This is a genomic window from Kitasatospora sp. NPDC001527 (genome assembly GCF_040298605.1).
Taxonomy (GTDB): domain Bacteria; phylum Actinomycetota; class Actinomycetes; order Streptomycetales; family Streptomycetaceae; genus Kitasatospora.
On the sequence record NZ_JBEPAM010000040.1, the window covers coordinates 46789 to 64963 of the forward strand.

Annotated in this window: 13 protein-coding genes; 7 read left to right on the forward strand and 6 right to left on the reverse strand. The window is 74.1% G+C overall.

Going from position 1 to position 18175, the window contains the following annotated elements:
- Positions 1–67: 67 nt before the first annotated feature.
- The 3 genes from ABT238_RS28795 to ABT238_RS28805 are packed head-to-tail and all read left to right on the forward strand — an operon-like array spanning position 68 to position 3275.
- Complete coding sequence (locus ABT238_RS28795; protein WP_350798703.1) at positions 68–868, forward strand: sugar phosphate nucleotidyltransferase; 801 nt, start codon at positions 68–70, stop codon at positions 866–868.
- Positions 850–1989 (forward strand): CDP-glucose 4,6-dehydratase, encoded by a 1140-nt coding sequence (gene rfbG, locus ABT238_RS28800; protein ID WP_350798712.1) that lies wholly within the window; start codon positions 850–852, stop codon positions 1987–1989. Before ABT238_RS28795 ends, rfbG begins: the two co-directional genes overlap by 19 nt.
- Positions 1986–3275, forward strand: a complete 1290-nt coding sequence (locus ABT238_RS28805) for a glycosyltransferase family 4 protein (RefSeq protein ID WP_350798717.1) — start codon at positions 1986–1988, stop codon at positions 3273–3275. The genes rfbG and ABT238_RS28805 overlap by 4 nt, the downstream gene beginning before the upstream one ends.
- Before the next feature lie 107 nt (positions 3276–3382).
- Here the strand turns inward: ABT238_RS28805 and ABT238_RS28810 are convergent, their stop codons facing one another.
- The 4 genes from ABT238_RS28810 to ABT238_RS28825 all read right to left on the reverse strand — a co-directional run bounded on the left by ABT238_RS28810 (position 3383) and on the right by ABT238_RS28825 (position 10728).
- Entirely contained in the window at positions 3383–4936 is a 1554-nt protein-coding gene (locus ABT238_RS28810; protein WP_350798721.1) for a hypothetical protein, read from the reverse strand.
- Positions 4933–5142, reverse strand: coding sequence for a hypothetical protein (locus tag ABT238_RS28815; protein ID WP_350566603.1), 210 nt, complete (start codon positions 5140–5142; stop codon positions 4933–4935). The genes ABT238_RS28810 and ABT238_RS28815 overlap by 4 nt, the downstream gene beginning before the upstream one ends.
- A 529-nt stretch (positions 5143–5671) precedes the next feature.
- Positions 5672–9505: an RICIN domain-containing protein gene (locus tag ABT238_RS28820; protein ID WP_350798737.1), complete on the reverse strand. Its 3834-nt coding sequence runs from the start codon at positions 9503–9505 to the stop codon at positions 5672–5674.
- A 68-nt stretch (positions 9506–9573) separates the two neighbouring features.
- On the reverse strand, positions 9574–10728 hold the full coding sequence (locus ABT238_RS28825) for a hypothetical protein (RefSeq protein WP_350798744.1): 1155 nt from the start codon (positions 10726–10728) through the stop codon (positions 9574–9576).
- 311 nt (positions 10729–11039) lie between these two features.
- On the opposite strand from ABT238_RS28825, the gene ABT238_RS28830 reads away from it, so the two are divergent.
- From ABT238_RS28830 to ABT238_RS28845, 4 genes are all read left to right on the forward strand, one after another.
- Positions 11040–13517, forward strand: a complete 2478-nt coding sequence (locus tag ABT238_RS28830; RefSeq protein ID WP_350798756.1) for a helix-turn-helix transcriptional regulator — start codon at positions 11040–11042, stop codon at positions 13515–13517.
- A gap of 163 nt (positions 13518–13680) precedes the next feature.
- Positions 13681–14649, forward strand: coding sequence for a sigma-70 family RNA polymerase sigma factor (locus ABT238_RS28835; RefSeq protein ID WP_350798960.1), 969 nt, complete (start codon positions 13681–13683; stop codon positions 14647–14649).
- The gene (locus ABT238_RS28840) at positions 14586–15275 is read left to right on the forward strand and encodes a DedA family protein (RefSeq protein WP_350566680.1); all 690 of its coding nucleotides are present in this window, start codon (positions 14586–14588) and stop codon (positions 15273–15275) included. Before ABT238_RS28835 ends, ABT238_RS28840 begins: the two co-directional genes overlap by 64 nt.
- A 171-nt stretch (positions 15276–15446) precedes the next feature.
- The gene (locus ABT238_RS28845) at positions 15447–16346 is read left to right on the forward strand and encodes a Gfo/Idh/MocA family protein (RefSeq protein WP_350798767.1); all 900 of its coding nucleotides are present in this window, start codon (positions 15447–15449) and stop codon (positions 16344–16346) included.
- A gap of 45 nt (positions 16347–16391) precedes the next feature.
- Here ABT238_RS28845 and ABT238_RS28850 read toward each other — a convergent pair whose 3' ends face one another.
- Positions 16392–16898, reverse strand: coding sequence for a DUF2199 domain-containing protein (locus tag ABT238_RS28850; RefSeq protein WP_350798775.1), 507 nt, complete (start codon positions 16896–16898; stop codon positions 16392–16394).
- A gap of 48 nt (positions 16899–16946) precedes the next feature.
- Positions 16947–18044: a hypothetical protein gene (locus ABT238_RS28855; RefSeq protein WP_350566614.1), complete on the reverse strand. Its 1098-nt coding sequence runs from the start codon at positions 18042–18044 to the stop codon at positions 16947–16949.
- Positions 18045–18175 lie beyond the last annotated feature (131 nt).

Below are 18175 nucleotides of genomic sequence, written 5' to 3' on the forward strand. Positions count from 1 at the left end.
CGAGTCCGGCGACCCCGCCGGACTCGCCCCGGCGCCGGACCGGAATCAACGAGAACGGGAATCCCTGATGACCGCCACACCCGGGCAGGCGACGAGGGCGGACGGCCGCCCACCGGTCCTGCTGCTGTGCGGAGGCCTCGGCCTGCGCCAGCGCACCCATGACGACCACACCCCCAAACCGCTGCGGCCGCTGCCGGACGGGCGCGCCCTCCTGCTGCACGTGATCGACTACTACCGCGCCTTCGGCTCGGACGAGTTCGTGCTCTGCGTGGGCTATGGCGCGGACGCGATCCGCCGGGCCCTGCTCGCCGAGTTCCACGTCCCCGCGGAGGCGGTCGAGTCGGGTCCGGGCTGGACCCGGTTCACCAGCGGGGTCCGGGTGACCCTGGTGGACAGCGGCCCGCTGGCGTCCAAGTCCCGGCGCCTGCGGGACGCGCGCGGCCACATCGGGGAGCGCTCCTTCTTCCTGGGCTACGCCGACGTCCTCTCCGACTTCGACCTGGGTATGCTGCAGAGCGTCCAGCAGGCCACCCGCGCGATGGCCGTGATGGCCGCGACCCGGGTCAGAGCGCGCTACGGCGAACTGACCGTCGGACCGGACGCCTTGGTCACCTCCTTCGTCGAGAAACCGCTGCGCCCCGAGCTGATCTCGGCCGGCTACTTCCTGTGCACTCCCGCCGTCTTCGACGAACTGGCGGAGCCGTGTGGTGAGTTCGAAGAGACCGTGCTGCCCCGGCTGGCCGCCGGTGGCCGGTTGCGGGCGGTCGTCCACGAGGGCCGCTGGCACCCCCTGGACACCTTCAAGGACTTCACCGAGGTCGAGGACCTCATCGCGCGAGAGGAGTTCCCGTGGCCGACACCCAGCTGAACGGAGCCTGGCGCGACCGCCGGGTGCTGATCACCGGTCACACCGGATTCGTCGGTTCCTGGCTCGCCCTGATGCTGCGTCGACTCGGCGCCGAGGTCGACGGGATCGCCCACAACGCCGACCCGGTGACCCGCACCCGCTCCCGCTGGCTGGCGGAGCACGGCGTCAAGGGCCACGTCGGCGACATCCGCGACTACGACACCGTGCACCGGCTGATGGGCGGCGCGCCCTACGACTGCGTCTTCCACCTGGCGGCCCAACCCCTGGTCCGCGCCGGCCTGGAGGATCCGCGGACCACCCTGACCACGAACATCGGCGGCTCGGTCAACGTCCTGGAGGCCGCCCGCAGCACCGGGCCCGGCGTCCTGGTCCACGTGACCTCGGACAAGTGCTACCGCAACTTCGGCTGGCCCTGGCCCTACCGGGAGACCGACGAGATCGGCGGCGGCGACCCCTACAGCGTCTCCAAGGCGGCGGCCGAGCTCGTCTTCGAGGGGTACGCGGCGCTCTTCGACCAGCAGGGTACCGGGGGTCGGCAGGGCACCCTGGCCGCCTCGGTGCGGTTCGGCAACGTGATCGGGGGCGGCGACCACGCGGCGCACCGGCTGGTGCCCGACACGATGGCGGCGCTGGCCGCCGGGGCGCCGATCGAGCTGCGCAACGCGTCCGCCGTGCGGCCCTGGCAGCACGTCCTCGACGTCACGGCCGGCCTGCTGCGCCTCGCCGACGCCCTGGCCGCCGGCCGGGTGCCCGCCGGCCGTGTGTTCAACTTCGCCCCGCCCGGCGACGGTGCCACCGTCCACGAGCTCGTCAGCGCGCTCCGCACCCACTGGGCGCGCACCGCGGCGCCCGCCGCCGGACTCGACGCCCCGGCCGTCCTGGCCAAGTCCGATCCCGGCTTCGCCGAGGAGGCGGTGCTCCGCCTGGACGGCCGTCGGGCGGCCGCCGAACTCGGCTGGGAGCACCACTTCGACCTGCACGGGGCCGCGGCGGCGATCGTCGAGTGGCACCGCACGGTCGACCGCGGCATGGGCGCCGACCTGGCGACCCGCGCGCAGATCGACCGGTTCCTCACCCGCGTCCCAGACCTGGCCGACCCCGCCGGAGGCAACCGCTCATGAGTCCCGCACCCCGCGTCCTCGTCTTCTCCCGCGAGTACCCGCCGCTCACCGTCGGCGGCACCAGCACGGTGGCCAGGAGCCTGGCGACGGGCCTGGCCGCCCAGGGGTGGCAGGTCCACGTCGTCACCAGCCACACCGGATCCGGTGACATCCACGAGCAGGTGGACGGCGTGCGGGTGCTGCGGACCGGCACCGGGGTCCTCTACAACAGCGAGACCGGCTTGCGGGACCAGAGCCTGCGGACCCACCACCGCCTGCTCGTGGCCGCCAAGCAGCTCGTCCGCGAGGTGGGCCCGCCGGACCTGGTCGCCCTGCCCGACCTGTTCTGCTTCCCGGAGGCCGCGGTCCTGGCCCGCGAGCACTCCGCGCCGCTGGTCAACGTGCTGCTCCAGGACTTCGAGGCGATCACGCCCTACGACCGGGACGGCCACCGGGTGACGAACGGCACCACCGCCGACCGCGCGGACCTGCTCGCGATCGAGGCCAAGGCGCTGCACGGCAGCGACCACACGGTCTTCATCAGCCACGCCTTGCGCGACGCCATCACCGCCCGCTACGGCGCCGACGACGCCACCCGGTCGGTGGTCCACCTGGGCGTCGACCCGGCCGAGATCGCCGCCGTCGAGGCCGACCCGGGCCGGTTCGAGCGGCGGGCCGCTCTGCTGGGCGCCCGGGCCTGGGAGCAGCCGCTCGTGGTGGCCTGCGGCCGGCTGGTCCCGGTGAAGGGCTTCGACGCGCTGCTGACGGCCCTGGCCCGCCTGGGTCCCGTGCACCGGCCGGACCTGGGCCCGGCCCCCGTCCCGGTCCGGCTCGCGCTGGTCGGCGTCGGCCCGGAGGAGGAGCACCTGCGGCGGCGCGCCGCGGAGCTCGACCTGACCGGGCAGGTCGCCTTCCTCGGCGACATCAGCCGCGCGGAGGCGCTCGGCTGGATGTCGGTGGCCGACGTGGCGGTGGTGCCCAGTCTCTGGGAGTCGTTCTGCTACGTGTGCGCCGAGATGATGGCCTTCGGCCGCCCGGTGGTGGCCACCGCCGTGGACTCCCTGCGCGAACTGGTCCCGGACGACTCCGTCGGCTACCCCGTCCCGGTCGGGGGCCCGTCGGGCAGCCGCCGCCTCGACCCGGCCGACCTGGCAGCAGCGCTCCGCCTCGCCCTGGAGACCCCGGACGAGGCCACCACCCGCGGTGCCCGGGCCCGCGACCGAGTCCTGGACCGCTTCACCAACGACCGCTTCGGCCGGGAGATGTCAGCCCTGGGACACCGGTTGATCGCAGAGGCCACCGACTGAGCGGGCACCACCCGGCCCGCGCCCGCCGGGGCGAGCCGGTGCTTGTGGCCGCACTGTGGCCAGGACAGCACAAAGGCCGCCTCCAGCCCTACTGGCTCTCGGCAGGCTCACCGCCCGGAGTCGGCGTCCCGCGGCCGCCGACCACCTGGGCCGACCGGAGGGACGGCCTCGGCCGGGCGCGCGACGCGCACCGTGCACGCCCGGCCGGGCGCGACGCGTACGGTGGTGCGGCTGTATGTCACCCCGCCATCGGTCCTGACCTCCGGCGTACGTGGCTGCCCGTCCACGGTGAGCGCCGTGTGCGCACCGGGGAGCCGGGCCTCCCAGCTCAGTTCGGCGCCGGTCGAGCGAGTGAGCGTGCTGCCGTCGCCGTCGTGTCGGAGCGTCAACAGACCGTCTCCGAAGGGGATGTCCCGAACCTCGACCCGGCCGATGGCGCCCGGCAGTCCGGGCAGGGTGGACAGGCGGTGTGCGGGCGCGTCGGGCAGCAGGCCGAGCAGCCCTTCGACGGTCTGGCCGACGAGGGTGAAAGAGAGTTCGGGGTAGTCGCCGTTGCGTCCCTGTTCGGGCACCGGGTGGGGCCGGTCCCGCAGGTCGTGGACGGCGGTCATCCAGCGCCAGGCGGTCTCGGCGCGGCCGTGGGCGAAGAACACCTCTGGCAGGTAGGTGTACGCCTCCGCGTTGGGCGGGGCGTCGGCACCGGCGGCTTCCTCGTCGATGTAGTCGAGGTACCGCTCGTTGCGGGGGCCCGCGTCGATGATGCGTTTGAGCGGCATGAACCAACTGCCTTCTCGGCCCCAGCCGGTGACCGGCCGACCGTCGCCGGTGTACCCGCGGACCGTGTCGGCCGGGTGCTCGCCCCGGCCGTTCCGCCGCGCCTGGCCGTCCGCAGGGCGGACGCGGCTCCATTCCTCGTTGAAGTAGCGCTTCAGCTCTCGGGCGAGCTCGGCGCACCGGGCGGCGAAGGCGTGCTCTCCGCGGGCGGTGGCGAGTTCGGCCGCCGCGAGGTATGCCCGGTACTGGGTGGCGATTCCGTCGCCCGCCTCCACCAGCCGCTCCTCGCTCAGTTCGTGGTAGCTGGCGGTGCCGTCGAAGATGCCGCCGCCGGTGCCGCGGGCGACTGGCGAGCCGGCGGTGCGGCGGCGGACGAACTCGGTCACGGTGGTGCGGCAGAACGCCCACAGCACGGGGTCGTCGACCAGGGTGCGGTCCCCGGTCCACCGGTACAGGCGCAGGACGGTCTCCACGAGTTCGAAGACAGCGGGCAGTTCACGTACGAATCGTTCGGGCCCGTGGTAGTCGATGGTGTGGAACGTGCCGTCGAAGTTGCAGGCCCAGACCGGGTGGTGGCCGTGCCCGGCGGTGGCCGACGCGGCGAAGGCCCGGAGCATGGTGGCATTCTCCAGGGCCAGCCCGAGCAGATGGGCGCCGACCGCCTGGTGCGCGAAGTCGCGGGCGTAGAAGGCGCTCCGGTGCCGGTAGCCGGCGTGGTAGGTGGGGAGGTAGGGCGCCGTCCCGGTGCCGAGCGGCCGATGCTCGTCGGCGTTCACCGGGCCGGTCCACCCGGCGGGGTACACATGGGTCCGGGCCGTGCGTACCGCCCAGTCGAACATCGCGACCAGCCGCGCACAGTCCGACGTGATCCGCAGGGTCCCGGTCATGAGGCGGGTGAGGGCCGGTGGATCCGCCCGGACCCGACGGTGATGACCCGGCCGGCGCTCAGGGGGTGGGCCATCACCACAAGGGTGCGGCCGGAGCCCGTGAGGCCGGCGAGCACCTCGGCCTCGGCGATGGGGTCGCGTGCGTCGGCCGCCTTGTCCGCACCGAGTGGCTCCAGGTCGATGAACTCCGCGTCGAGGATCCCCATGTCACTCACCTCTCTCGGGCGCCGTGCAGTCAGAAATCGCTGCCGGAAGGGTAATTCGAAGGTTCCCGGGCCCAGAGAAGCGAGGGCTTCGCCGTGGGGCCGAACCCGCTCCCGTGGTGCGATGTGGTGCCGCCGCGTGATCGCGCCGCCGTCCGCCGGTGCTGCGGCCGGGTGCGGACGCGGCCTGGGGGGAGACTTCTTGATGGTGGATGATTCCGAGCTGTGGGTGACTTGTCAAGGTGTGACCGGTGACATTTCATTGAGGCGGGTGCTCGTTGGGTCGGGCCCGTCTCTCGCGCCGCCCGCCCGAACAGGTGCGAGGACGGCCAACCGCACCGGTCTGTACCTCAGGGCCGCGGCCCGTTCGGCGCCCTGTTGCGGCTCGCCTCGGCGGTCCCCCCGCTGGCCGTCCGCGGTCCCTCCGTCACCGTCCTGGACTTCGCCGAGCGGCCCGAGTGCCCCGGCCGGCCGTGACGGGAACGCGTGACGGCCCGCCGACGGGGCCGGCGGGCCGTCACGCGTGCGCGGGTCAGCTGGTCCGCTCGTACCTCCAGACGGGCGGGACTTCGTCGGGGCCGAACAGGCGGACGGTCAGCTGGGCGTCCATCCCGTGCGTGTCCAGATGGAGGCGCTCACCGGACGCCGTGTGGTTGCTCAGGGACACACCCGACCGGTTGGGCGACTCGCGCCACATGAAGCCGTCGTCGTCGGGACGGAAGGCGTTCAGGGTGACCGTGTTGCCCGACTGCGGCGGTGAACCGGCCGCCGTCGAGTTGATGTACTTCCCGCCGTAGGTCAGGTAGTAGCAGCTGTCGTTGCCGCTCCTGCCCGCGTAGATCAAGCGGATCCGCTCGCTGGGCAGGTCCTGGTCACGGCTCACGTTCACCGGGGTGCCCTCCGCGGTGTCCCCGTACTCGACGTTGAGCACCAGGGGCACCGTGGTGGCGTCCACCAGGTCGATCTCGTCGACGGCCTCCGCCTCGTCTGGCGGCTGGAGGAACCAGCGCTGGGCGGGATCGGCCTGGTCGAACTCGCGGCCCTGCGGCTCCTCGCCGGTGCTCCAGGGGACGGCGGTGAGGATCTGACTGGTGGCCATGTTCTCCAGGACCCACGTCCCGTCGCCCTGGTCGACGACGAGCCACAGCTGGGTGGGCCCCCGGTCCTCGTTCTGCAGCACCACCGGTGCTCCGGTGGCGGGGAGGGACTGGCCCAGGTAGGCGCCGCTCGCGGTGTGGAGCACCCGGAAGTAGCCGGGGTACTCGGGATCCGCCTGCAGGGTGAACTCCTGGGCGGCCCGGTTGGCCCGGTTCACCGGCAGGTCGACGACCTGGCCGGTGCCGCTGCCGGAGCGGGCGGCGGCAGCGGAGCTGCCGGCGTTGCGCAGCACGACCGGTGTGTCCGTCGGCACGGTCCGGGCCAGGGGCCGGGGCACGGGCCGCGGACCGCTGTTGGGCAGGTTGCTGAACTCGTAGAGGACGGGATGGTGGTCCGAGATCCCGGCGGAGGGCAGGTCCAGCCGGGTGATGTGCGCGGCGCTCACCGCGTTCGGGGCGTCGCCGACGGTGCGGGGCAGGACCGCGTAGTCGTACCGGCTGACGGGCCTTCCCGCCGGATACGTGGGCTCCTCGCCGGCGCGCACCCGGTACGGGGCGGTGACGCCGCCGAGTTCCAGGGCGAGGCCGAGCGGCTCGCGGTTGAAGTCGCCGAGGGCGACCCAGTGCAGCGGCGTCCCGTTGGGGCCCGCGGTCCGCATCCGCGCCTCGATGTTAGCCAGGAGCACGGGGACGTCGGTGCCGTTGGCCTGCGAGTCCCCGTGCAGGGTGAAGTAGACGACGTCGCCGACGCGGACGCCGAGCGCCGGCCGGCCGGTGTGCACTCCCGCGGCGGTCCTTCCGGGCACGACGAAGACGCGTCCCTCCGCGTTGGGTTCCAGGATCGGATCGTAGACGCGGTCCCTGGTCCAGACGGCGAGGTTCGCCCGGGCGGTGTTCGCCAGCCTGTTGGTGTCCGTGTGGAGCCAGTACACGTAGCCGTGCGTCTGGGCCGCCGTGCCGATGCGGTACTCCCGGACCGGCGGATAGTTCACGCGCGGATCGTCCCCGTACGTCCGGCCGAACTCCGACTGTTCGATGAGGGCGAGTGTCCCCGGCCGTTGGTACTCGCTCCCCGGGGGCGGGGTGCCGGCCTCCTGCAGCGCGATGACGTCGGCGTCGTTGGTGTCCGCCAGGGCGCGCACTCCCGAGGTCCACTTGAAGTTGCCCCGGTTGACGCCCGAGCCGAGCATGTTCCAGGTGATCGCGTTGCGGCGGGCCTCGTCACGGGGCTCGATCTCGCCGCCGGTGTCGCGCAGGAACAGGGAATGGCGTTTGCCGACGTCGAGGGTCGCCACTCCCTGGCCCCGGTAGTCCAGGGCCTCCCGGCCGGTCCAGTCCGCGATGGGCTGCCCGGCCTGGCCGAGCGGCAGGAACCGGCGGGGGTCGTCGTCGGCGGAGCCGAACCGGAAGGCCGTGCCGGAGCGGGTGCCGTACGGGGCGTACGGTTCGAACGGCCCGCCCGGGGTGGTCTGTTTGACGAGGGTGTTGTTGTAGAAGACGTTCTGCGGGCCGGAGGAGCCGGACCACTTGCCCGCCTTGGGGCCGGCCGCCCACCAGATCGGGTACCAGGTCCCCTCGTCGATCTCGCCGCCCTCGCCGCCGCAGTTGGCCCGGCAGCTGCCCGAGCGGTGTTCGTAGGGGATCCGTACGGTGTTCTGCTCGAAGAGGTTGTTGTGCTCCCAGCCGCCGTGCAGGTTGAGGTCGGAGTCGAGGTCGTTGCGGAAGGCGACGTTGCCGCCGGCCGACCACTGGAAGGTGAAGTGACGCAGGTTGCGGCTGAGGTTGTGGGCCCACAGGGAGTCCCAGACGCGGCTGCCGCGCAGGTAGCCGTTGCCGCCCTTGCCCTTGTTCCAGGCGCCGTCGAAGCTGTTGCGCTCGATCTGGAGGTTGCGGGCGTTCTCGGTGACGATCGGGTGCGAGCCGGTCATCTCGGCCTTCAGCCCGCGCGCCCAGCTGTTGGCGGCCCACTTGAAGACGATGCCGTGCATCGCGTACTCGGGCGCCAGGTTGCCGTAGTTGTGCACGGCCTGATCGGGGGTCAGGTCGTACGTTCCCTGACCGCCGATCTTCGGCAGGCCGTTCATGTCCTGGGTGAAGGCGAAGTCCTCGAAACCGACGCCCTCGACCGCCTTCAGCGGGGTGACCTTGCTGGCGTACGGCGTGCCGCTGCCGGTCAGCGGATCGGAGCCGTCCGACTCGGAGTTGACCGGAAGGTCCCACTCCAGCGGGCGGTCCAGGGTGATCGTCTTGTTGTTGACGTCCACGCCGGTGGCCCGGAACATCTGCTGGCGCATGTGGAGGGCTTCGATCATGCCCGGGTCGGTGACGCCCTGCTGCTCGTAGAACTTCCTGCTGTTGGCCGCGCCCACCCAGACGTAGCCGCCGAGCCGGAACTTCTTCATGTCGGCCTTCGGGTCCAGCCGCACGACGGTGTGGCCCTGGCGGCCCGCGAAGCCCGGGTCGCCGTCCCGGGCGGCGACCTTGATGCCGGACACCCAGTGCTGGTTGACGCTGCCCTCGAAGATGTCCTTGCGCATCGGGAGGGTCGAGGCGGCCGCCCAGTCGTCCTTGTACCGCTCCGCCACGTCGCGGGTCTGGACCCGGAACATGCCGCGGCCCGGCCACATCCAGCCGCCCGTGCCGACGTCGCTCCCGGTGCCGGCCACCATGCCGTCCTGGTCCCAGCGGCCGTTGATCACCGTGTCGTAGCGGGTGCTGAGGTCGGGCCGGAACACCAGGCGGGTGCCGCCCTCGCCGGAGCCCTGACCGCGCAGCGTCAGGAAGTCGGCGTCGACGTAGACCTGCCGGGAGAGGTCGACGCGTCCGGCCGGCAGCTCGATGAGCGAGAGCCGGTCGAAGTTGGCCGTCGGCGAGCAGGCGCTCCTGATGTCGTCGATCGCCTTCTGCAGCCCGGCGGTGTCGTCGACCCCGTCGTCCGGCCGGACCTGGTAGCCGGAGGCGAGCTCGGCCGGGGTGATCCGGCAGGCGGCGTCGGTGCTCCGGGAGGTCTCGCCGCTGGGCGGCTGCCGACCGCCCCGGTAGCCGACGCGGGACCAGTCGGGCATGCCGTCGGGCGGGCCGGTGCGGTTGGCGGAGCTCAGGTCCGGTCCGGACGCGCCGGGACCGGCCGGTGGCGGGTCCGCCGCCGGGACGGGCGCCGCAACCGTATCCCGGGGAACGGGAACGGGCACCGCCGCGGCGGTCCCGGGTATCAGCAGGGCGAGCAGCAGGCCGGACAGCAGCCCGGCCGCCGGTCGGAGCGGTTTCACGTGATGTCCACCTCGGCGTTCTCGTCGTGTCGCGCGCATGCGGGGGAGCGCGGGAGACCGGCCCGGGATCACCACTGCGGGGCCGAGGGCTTGGGCAGGGCCGCGAGGTCGTAGACGCGCTTCCACAGGACGCCGTTGTGGCCCCCGCCCGTGCCGTTGATGACGTAGTACAGCTCGGTGCCGGCGATCACGGCCAGGGGCGTCCTGCCGTACGTGCTCGCGAAGCTCGGCTCCTCGTAGTACCCGCTCCACCCGCCGTCGCGGGAGATCAGGTAGCTGCCGATGGTGGAGTCGCGGTCCTCGGTGAGGCTGATCACGCCCCAGCCGTTGCGGGACAGCGCGACGGACGGGGCCTGCCTCGTCCAGCCGTAGGAGTTCGCGGCGAAGATCTGACGGGGCGTCGTCCAGCTGGAGGTCCCGTACCGCTGGCGGGACAGGTAGACGCGGTTGTCAGTGCCGGTGAAGGCGAGGACGACCTGGTTCCAGGGCGCGGGATCGTTGTTGTCGGTGTCCACCTGGGCGGCCAGGGCCGGCGCGTCCTTGCTCAGCGCGCCCGGAACCAGGGAGGGGGTGCCGTAGGAGGCGGTCTGGCCGTTGTAGTACATCGTCCAGATGTCGTCGTTGGACTGGCTGTTCCAGGCCAGCATGAAGGAGTTTCCGGGCAGCGCGGCGGCCGCCACCGGCACGGTGTCGGTGGTGCGCGTGTCGTTGGGGATCCTGGTCCAGTCGGGCAGGGTGGCGGGCAGCTGGTAGCCGGTGTCGAGCTGGACGCGGTGCTGGTAGACGTGGCCCTCGGTGCCGGTGTGGAAGATCCGGAAGTTGCCGCGGCCGCCGTCGTCGGTCCAGATCACCCGCGGGGACGTCCACGTCTGCGCGTTGGGCAGCGCGCGGGCGGGCCCGTTGTTCAAGGAGATCCAGATGGTGTCGTTGTCCCCGCCGCGCCAGGCGTGCAGGATGTTGCCGCGGTTGTCGCGGGCCTCTCCCGGGGTGGACCTGCTGGTGATCGCCCCGCCGGCGTACGTCACCGGCTTCCAGTCGCTGCCCTCACCGGGGAAGCTCAGGGCGGAGATGCCGGCGTCGGCCCCGGCCGGTGCGGTGCCGGCCGGTGCGGCCGCGACCGGTGCGGCCCCGGCGGTGGCCGGCACCGTGACGGCGCTCGCGGCGGCCAGGGCGGCGACGAGCGCCACCGCCGCCGTGCGGAAGGTGTTCGGCTTGCTGGGCATTTCTTCCTCCGGTTTGCTCTCGAACGGGGGTGCGCGCGGCGCGCCCGGGAGCGGGGGCCGAACCGCGGTGTGCGGCAAGGGCGTCGGCGCCCCGCGCGTCAGCGCGGCCGCCGCGTCGCACCGGCCGCGCCGGCGGCCACCGGGTTCCTGACGTGGTGGCCGCCGACGTGCTGACACCAGTCATGACAAGGTGGCCGCGCCGGATGTGACACCTGTCCGGCGGACGTCTGTCCGGTCCGCGCGCGCTGATGCATGATGGGCGGGGCCCGAGTTGATCAGGGTCAGGGCCTCGGACTGCGTGGTGGTGATGGATGGCGGACGGCGCTCCCAGGCGTGGACGGCGCCGGCTGCTCGGGCGGCGTGGCGAGTGCGGAGCGCTGGACGAGGTGATCGCCGGCGCCCGGAGCGGCCGGGGCCGGGCGCTCGTGCTGCGCGGTGAGCCGGGAGTCGGCAAGTCCGCCCTGGCGGAGTACCTGGTGGACGGCGCGACGGGGTGTCAGGTCCTGCGGGCCGTCGGCGTCGAGTCCGAGATGGAGCTGGCGTTCGCCGGGCTGCACCAGCTGTGCGTGCCCCTGCTGGGAGGGCTCGACCGGCTGCCCGGCCCCCAGCGTGACGCCCTGTCCGTCGCGTTCGGACTGAGCGCGGGCGGCGCGCCGGACCGGTTCCTGGTCGGTCTGGCGGTGCTCAGCCTGGTGGCCGAGGCGGCGGAGGAGCGGCCGCTGGCCTGTGTCGTGGACGACGCCCAGTGGCTCGACCGGGTCTCCGCCCAGACGCTGGCCTTCGTCGCCCGCCGGCTGCTGGCGGAGCGGGTGGCGCTGGTGTTCGCGATACGCGCGTCGGAGCCCGCCGAGGGCGGTGACCCCTTCGGGGGGCTGCGCGAGATCGTCGTCCGGGGGCTGCGCGACGACGACGCGCGGGCACTGCTGGAATCGGTCGTCCCCGGTCGGCTGGACGAGCGGGTGCGGGACCGCATCGTGGCCGAGACCCGCGGCAACCCGCTGGCGCTGCTGGAACTGACCCGCGGTCTGAGCGCGGCGGAGCTGGCCGGCGGGTTCGGGCGCCCGGACGTCCGCCCGCTGGCGAGCCGGATCGAGCAGAGCTACCTGAGGCGGATCGGATCGCTGCCCCTCGCGGCGCAGCGGCTGCTGCTGGCGGCGGCCGCGGAGCCGGTGGGGGACGTCTCGTTGCTGCGGCGGGTCGCCGAACGGCTCGACATCGGCGCGGACGCCGCGGGAGCGGTGGAGGCGACGGGGCTGGTCGAGTTCGGCACGCGGGTGCGGTTCCGTCATCCGCTGGTGCGCTCGGCGGCCTACCGCGCGGCCGACCCGACCGTGCGCCGGGACGTGCACCGCGCGCTGGCCGAGGCGACCGATCCCGACTTCGACGCGGACCGCCGGGCCTGGCACCGCGCCCACGCGGCGGTCGAGCCCGACGAGGCGCTGGCGGGCGCGCTGGAACGCTCGGCCGGCCGGGCCCAGGCCCGCGGCGGGATCGCGGCCGCGGCGGCCTTCCTCAGGCGGGCGACCGAGCTGACACCCGATCCGGTCCGGCGCGGGACGCGGGCGGCGGCCGCCGCGCAGGCCGCGTTCGACGCGGGGTCACCCGACGCGGCGCTCGAACTCCTCGCCGCGGCGCGGCTGAGCCCGTCCGACGAGGTGCAGCAGGCCCGGCTGACCCGGCTGCACGCCCGGGTGGTCTTCGCCCGCAGACGCGGCGGGGAGGCGCTGCCCCTGCTGCTGGACGCGGCCGGCCGGCTGGCGCGGGTGGGTGACCCGGAGGCCCGTGAGGCGTACCTCGACGCCCTCGGATCGGCGGTCTTCGCCGGGCGCCTCGGCGACGGCCCCGGTGTGCGCGAGGTCGCCGAGGCCGCCCGGACGGCGCCGCCCGGGGCGCGCCCGCCGCGGCCGACGGACCTCCTGCTCGACGGCCTGGTGACCTGGTTCGCCGAGGGCTGCGGCCCCGGGGGTCCGCACCTGCGCGCCGCGCTGGGGGCGTTCGGGCGGGCCGCCGGACACGAGGGCGGCGACGTCATGCGCTGGCTCTGGCTGACGTGGCTGGTGGCCGGGGAGATGTGGGACGACGGGACGTGGCACCGGCTGACCGAGCACGCGGTCAGGTCGGCCCGCGAGAGCGGCGCCCTCAACGTCCTGCCGCTGGCCCTCGGCTACCGGGCCGCCCTGGCCGTGCACGCCGGCGACTTCGACCTCGCCTCGGCGCTCATCGACGAGGCCGACTCCCTGACGGAGGTGACCGGCCACTCGCCGATGGCGTACCCCGCGCTGCTGCTCATGGCCTGGCGCGGCGAGGGCGCCCGGGCCGCCGAGGTGATCCGCGACGCCGCCGGCGACGCGGTGTCCTGGGGGGAGGGGCGGGCGACCGGCCTCGAACACCACCTCCTCGCCGTCCTGTACAACGGCCTCGGCCGGTACCGGGACGCCCTCGACCACGCCGTCCGGGCGGTGGAGCACGAGGACCTGGGCACCGCCTACCGGGCACTGAGCCGGGCCGGGGTCGCGGGGTTCGCGCAGCGCGCGTGGCGCGAACTGCGCGCCACGGGCGCGGCGGCGCCCAGGCGCACGGCCGAGGCGCGCACCGCCCTGACCGCGCAGGAGGCGCGGATCGCGGCCCTGGCCGGCGGGGGGATGACGAACCCCGAGATCGGGGCCCAGCTGTTCATCAGCCCGCACACGGTGGAGTGGCACCTGCGCAAGGTCTACACGAAGCTCGGCGTCACCTCCCGCAGGCAGCTCGGCGGCGCCCTGCTCGAAGCGGCCCCGGTCACGGCCTGAGTTCCCGGCGCGGGCCGCGCCTCCCGGTGCCCGCCCGGTACCCCGGGGTGCCACCGGGGGGGCAGGACCAGGCACTCTCCGGGGCGTCACCGAGGGGGCACGGCGGGAGCGTGGTCCCGAGGGCATCGACGGATGCCGTGGGTGAAACGGAGCCGTGGTGACCGTGTCCATAGACCTGTCCGGCCTGCTCGCGGAGTCCCGGCCGTCCGCCGGGGAAGACTCCCTGGACGAGGCCGCGGCCGTCTTCGAGGAGCTGCGGCCGCGGCTGTTCGGCATCGCGTACCGGACGCTGGAGAGCGCGGTCGAGGCGGAGGACGTGGTCCAGGACGTGTGGCTGCGCTGGCAGAAGGCCGACCGCTCGGCCGTGCTCAGCCCGTCCGCCTTCCTGTCCCGCGCCACCGCCCGGCTGGCCATCAACGTGGCCCGGTCCGCCCGCTCGCGCCGGCAGACCTCCATCGATCCCTGGCTGCCCGAGCCCGTCGACCCCGGCGGCGCCCCCGCGGCCGGGGTGGAGCGGGCGGAGGAGCTGGCCTCCGCGCTGCTCCTGCTCCTGGAGCGGCTGACGCCCACGGAGCGGGCGGTGTACATCCTGCGCGAGGCCTTCGACTACGCCTATGCCGACATCGCCGGGATGCTGCGCCTGAGCGTCGTCAACGTCCGCAAGATCACCAGCCGGGCCCGCAAGCGTCTGGTGGCGGGGCAGCGGGAAGCCGTGGACGCAGGGGAGCACCGGTGGCTGCTGGAGGTGTTCGTCGGGGCCGCCCGGACCGGGGACGTCGCCTCCCTGGAGTCGCTGCTGGCGCCGCACGGCGCGGGCGGCCCGCCGGCCGGGCCGGCCGGCGGGCGGCAGGGGCGCCCGGACCGGAACCGCGCAGTGGCCCCGTACGTCCCAACCAGGGGTGATGGCCGGGGGGACGGGCCGCCCGGCACGTTAGGCTGCATCTTCGGGGAGCGGCCTGGTGCCGCCATGAGGACGACGTCGGGACCGGCGTGCGGGCCGCGGGGACCTGATCGGGCCCCGGCCGGTGCCGCCGTGGGTCCCGTCCTGCCACGGAGGTACTGGCCTTGCTGCACATCGACGCCTGGATCGAAGGCGTACCACCGGGCGCGGTGTACGCCCTGGTGGCTCTGATCATCGGACTGGAGTCGCTGGGGATTCCGCTGCCCGGGGAGATCGCCCTGGTCTCCGCCGCCCTGCTGTCCGCGCGCGGCGTGGTCAGCCCGGTCTGGGTGGCGGTCTGCGCGATCCTCGGCGCGATCATCGGCGACTCGATCGGCTACTCGATCGGCCGCAGGGGCGGCAAGCCGCTGTTCGAGAAGCTCGGGCGGAGGTTCCCCAAGCACTTCGGCCCCAGCCACCTGGCCACCGCCGAGCGCTCCTTCCAGAAGTGGGGCATGTGGGCGGTCTTCTTCGGCCGCTTCATCGCCCTGCTGCGGATCTTCGCCGGGCCGCTCGCCGGCGCGTTGAAGATGCCCTACTGGAAGTTCCTGATCGCCAACGTCCTCGGCGGCGTGGTCTGGGCCGGCGGCACCACCCTGCTGGTCTACCAGGTCGGCAAGGTCGCCGAGCAGTGGCTGTCCAAGTTCTCCTGGATCGGCCTGCTCGCCGCGGTGGCCGGCGGCGCCCTCTCGGCGTGGCTGATGAAGCGCCGGGCGGCCAAGGCGGCCGAGGCCCACGAGGCCGAGGACGCGGCGGCGCAGGACCGGGCGGGCGAGGCGCCCGCCACCACGACGGTCGTCGCGCCCGCCGCGGACTGACCGGCCCGGGCCCGCGAGGGTCCACCCCGGTCCACCCGGACCGTCACGCCCGCCGCTGCCCGGACGTCGTCCCGGCAGCGGCGTTCGCGTGAGCCGGGCACCACACCGGGCACTGAGCACACTGAAGTACTGAGCACCGAGCACCGAGCACGACGGAGAAGTGGGAACAGCATGAGGATCGGACTCCTGGGCACCGGACCCTGGGCGCAGCGGGTGCACGCGCCCGTCCTGGCGGAGCACCCCGGCGTGGAGTTCGCGGGCGTCTGGGGCCGCCGCCCGGAGGCGGCCGAAGCGCTCGGCGCGCAGTACGGCGTCCCCGGCCACGCCGACCTCGACGGGCTGCTCGCCGGGGTCGACGCCGTCGCCATCGCGCTGCCCCCGGCCGTGCAGGCCGACCTCGCGGTGCGCGCCGCCGAGGCCGGCTGCCACCTGCTGCTGGACAAGCCGGTGGCGCTGACCGTCCCCGACGCCCGCCGGGTGGCCGAGGCGGCCGAGGCGCACGGCGTCGCGTCCGTGGTCTTCTTCACCGTGCGCTTCGGCGGCGACCAGTTGCCGTGGATCGAGGAGCAGGCGGCCGTCGGCGGCTGGTTCACCGGCCGCTCGGACTGGTTCGGCTCGGTGTTCGCCCCCGACTCCACCAGCCCGTACGCCGCCTCGGCCTGGCGCGAGGAGAAGGGCGCGCTCTGGGACGTCGGCCCGCACGCGCTCTCCGTGCTGCTCCCGGTCATCGGCGACGCGACCGCCGTCACCGCCGTGGCCGGGCCGCTGGACACCGTCCACCTCGTGCTGCGCCACGTCGGCGGCGCCTCCAGCACCCTGGGGCTGAGCCTGACCACCCCGGTGGCCGGCGGCGGCACCGGGATGGAGTTGCGCGGCGAGTCGGGTACCGTCCACCTGCCGGCGCGCGGGGAGGGGCCGATCGCGGCCTACCACCGCGCCCTGGACGCCCTCACCACCGCCGCCCGCACCGGCGAGCCGCACCCGTGCTCGGCCGCCTTCGGCCTGCGCACCGTCGAGATCCTGGCCGCCGCCGAGCGCTCGCTGGCCACCGGCGCGACCGTCGAGGTCTGAGCACCCGCCCCGCCGACGCCCCGCCCGCCGGCCTACCGCCCGCCGTCAGCCGCCCAGCAGCCGGTCCGCGAACTCCCGCACCCGCTCGCCGGTGATGCCCTCGCCCTGCTCGACGGCGAGCGGGTGGTCGGTGGGTTCCAGCTCGATCAGCGGACGCCGGCCGACGGCCCGGGTGTGCACGTGGGTCTTGAGCAGCAGCGTGGACTGCGGGTAGAGCGGCAGCTCGGTCGTCAGCCAGCCGAAGTTCGGCGGCTCCTGCTCGCGCGCCGGGTCCTCCCACAGGTCGTGCATCCGGGCGAAGTTCGCCTCGCTCAGCGAGACCCACACTCCCCAGGAGAACGGCTCGTCGCCGTCCAGGACCGGGATCTCGATCAGGCCGTGGACGTAGAACTCGCGGTCCTTGATCACGCACTGGTCGGCGGTCAGCTCGCTGTCCCGGCGCCGGGCGTAGCGCGGCTTCCAGCCCTCCGGCGCGGGGGCTCCGTAGGACAGCGGCGGACCCTCGTGCCGGTCGGCGCAGCAGGAGTAGTCGAAGAAATGTTCGATCGGCATGGCGCCGAGCACAGAGCAGCGGGCCGGGGCCGCGGCAACGCGCCGTGCTCAGCCCTCCGGGTGGGCCGCCGGGCGGCGGTCGGCGGGGCGGGCCGGGGGGATCGACGGGGCCCGGAAGTCCCGCGGGCCGGTCCACAGCGCGGGGACGGCGTCGCTGCGGCGGGCCAGCTCGTAGGCGAGCGGCTCGTAGTTGACCCGCCAGCCGTGGAAGTGCGGCCAGGCCTCGGCGGCGGGCCGCTCGTGCGGGAAGCCGGCGGCCGCGAGCATGGCCACCGCGGCGTCGAACTCGGTGTAGCCGAGGCGGATCGGCGCGTCCGGGGCCGGGTCGGCGTCGAAGTCGACGCGCAGCGAGCGGCCGATGTCGCGCAGTGCGGTGAACCCCGCCCGCAGCACCAGCCGGGCCTCGGGCGGGGCGCTGCGCGGGCAGACGGCCAGGTGGACGGCGGCGGCGTCCATGACGGCGATCAGCCCGACCACCCAGCTGCGGTTGGGCTGCGGGGAGCGGAAGGAGATCAGCACGGGGTAGTTGGAGTGGCTCTCGCCGATGTCGGCGGCGAGCCGCTCCCAGTCCCGGTAGAGCTGGGGCAGGGCGGTCTCGGTGTCCACCAGGGACTGCCGGGCGAGCAGCTCGGGGCCCCAGGCGGGTTCGCCGGCCCGGGACTGCAGCAGCGTCACCTCCAGCTCGCGGCGGTTGTAGGCGGCGTAGAGGGTCGGCAGGTAGGCGATCTGCAGGGCGATCACCAGCGGGCCGCTGGCGGCGGCGAGGAAGTCGATCAGGGAGAGGTGGAGCCGCTCACCGCTGGCGAAGCCGAGGGTGAAGAGGCTGGAGCCGGCCTCGCGCACGGCGACCGTCCAGCTCAGCTCGGAGGTGCCGTGCAGTATCAGGGTGTAGGAGACCAGCATGCCGCCGAGCCAGACGGCCAGCATGCCGGTGAGCATCAGCGGGGCCAGCCAGGTCTGTGCCCGGTCCTGCGCGCGGTAGGTCCCGAAGGGCGCGGCGGCGAGGCCCAGGGCCTTGCGCAGGATGCGCCACAGGCCGTGCACCAGCGAGGAGTACAGGCCGCGCGGGACGACGAGCGTGCGCAGGATGCTGGCGATGACGAGCAGCAGGAGCAGCACGCCCGCGGCGGTGTGGATCAACCTCATGGCGCACATTGTGACGGTCCGCCGGGGGCCGCCGTGACCGCCGCCGGCGCGCCGGTGCGGGCACGGCGGGGATTGACAGGGAGCGGCCGCCGACTGAATGCTGAGCAAGCGCTTAGTCACCACCGGCGCCG

Coding starts and splice junctions, on each gene's coding strand:
- ABT238_RS28795 (WP_350798703.1), top strand. CDS start 68: ATGACCGCCACACCCGGGCAGGCGACGAGGGCGGACGGCCGCCCACCG.
- ABT238_RS28805 (WP_350798717.1), top strand. CDS start 1,986: ATGAGTCCCGCACCCCGCGTCCTCGTCTTCTCCCGCGAGTACCCGCCG.
- ABT238_RS28810 (WP_350798721.1), bottom strand. CDS start 4,936: ATGACCGGGACCCTGCGGATCACGTCGGACTGTGCGCGGCTGGTCGCG.
- ABT238_RS28815 (WP_350566603.1), bottom strand. CDS start 5,142: ATGGGGATCCTCGACGCGGAGTTCATCGACCTGGAGCCACTCGGTGCG.
- ABT238_RS28825 (WP_350798744.1), bottom strand. CDS start 10,728: ATGCCCAGCAAGCCGAACACCTTCCGCACGGCGGCGGTGGCGCTCGTC.
- ABT238_RS28830 (WP_350798756.1), top strand. CDS start 11,040: ATGGCGGACGGCGCTCCCAGGCGTGGACGGCGCCGGCTGCTCGGGCGG.
- ABT238_RS28845 (WP_350798767.1), top strand. CDS start 15,447: ATGAGGATCGGACTCCTGGGCACCGGACCCTGGGCGCAGCGGGTGCAC.
- ABT238_RS28850 (WP_350798775.1), bottom strand. CDS start 16,898: ATGCCGATCGAACATTTCTTCGACTACTCCTGCTGCGCCGACCGGCAC.
- ABT238_RS28855 (WP_350566614.1), bottom strand. CDS start 18,044: ATGAGGTTGATCCACACCGCCGCGGGCGTGCTGCTCCTGCTGCTCGTC.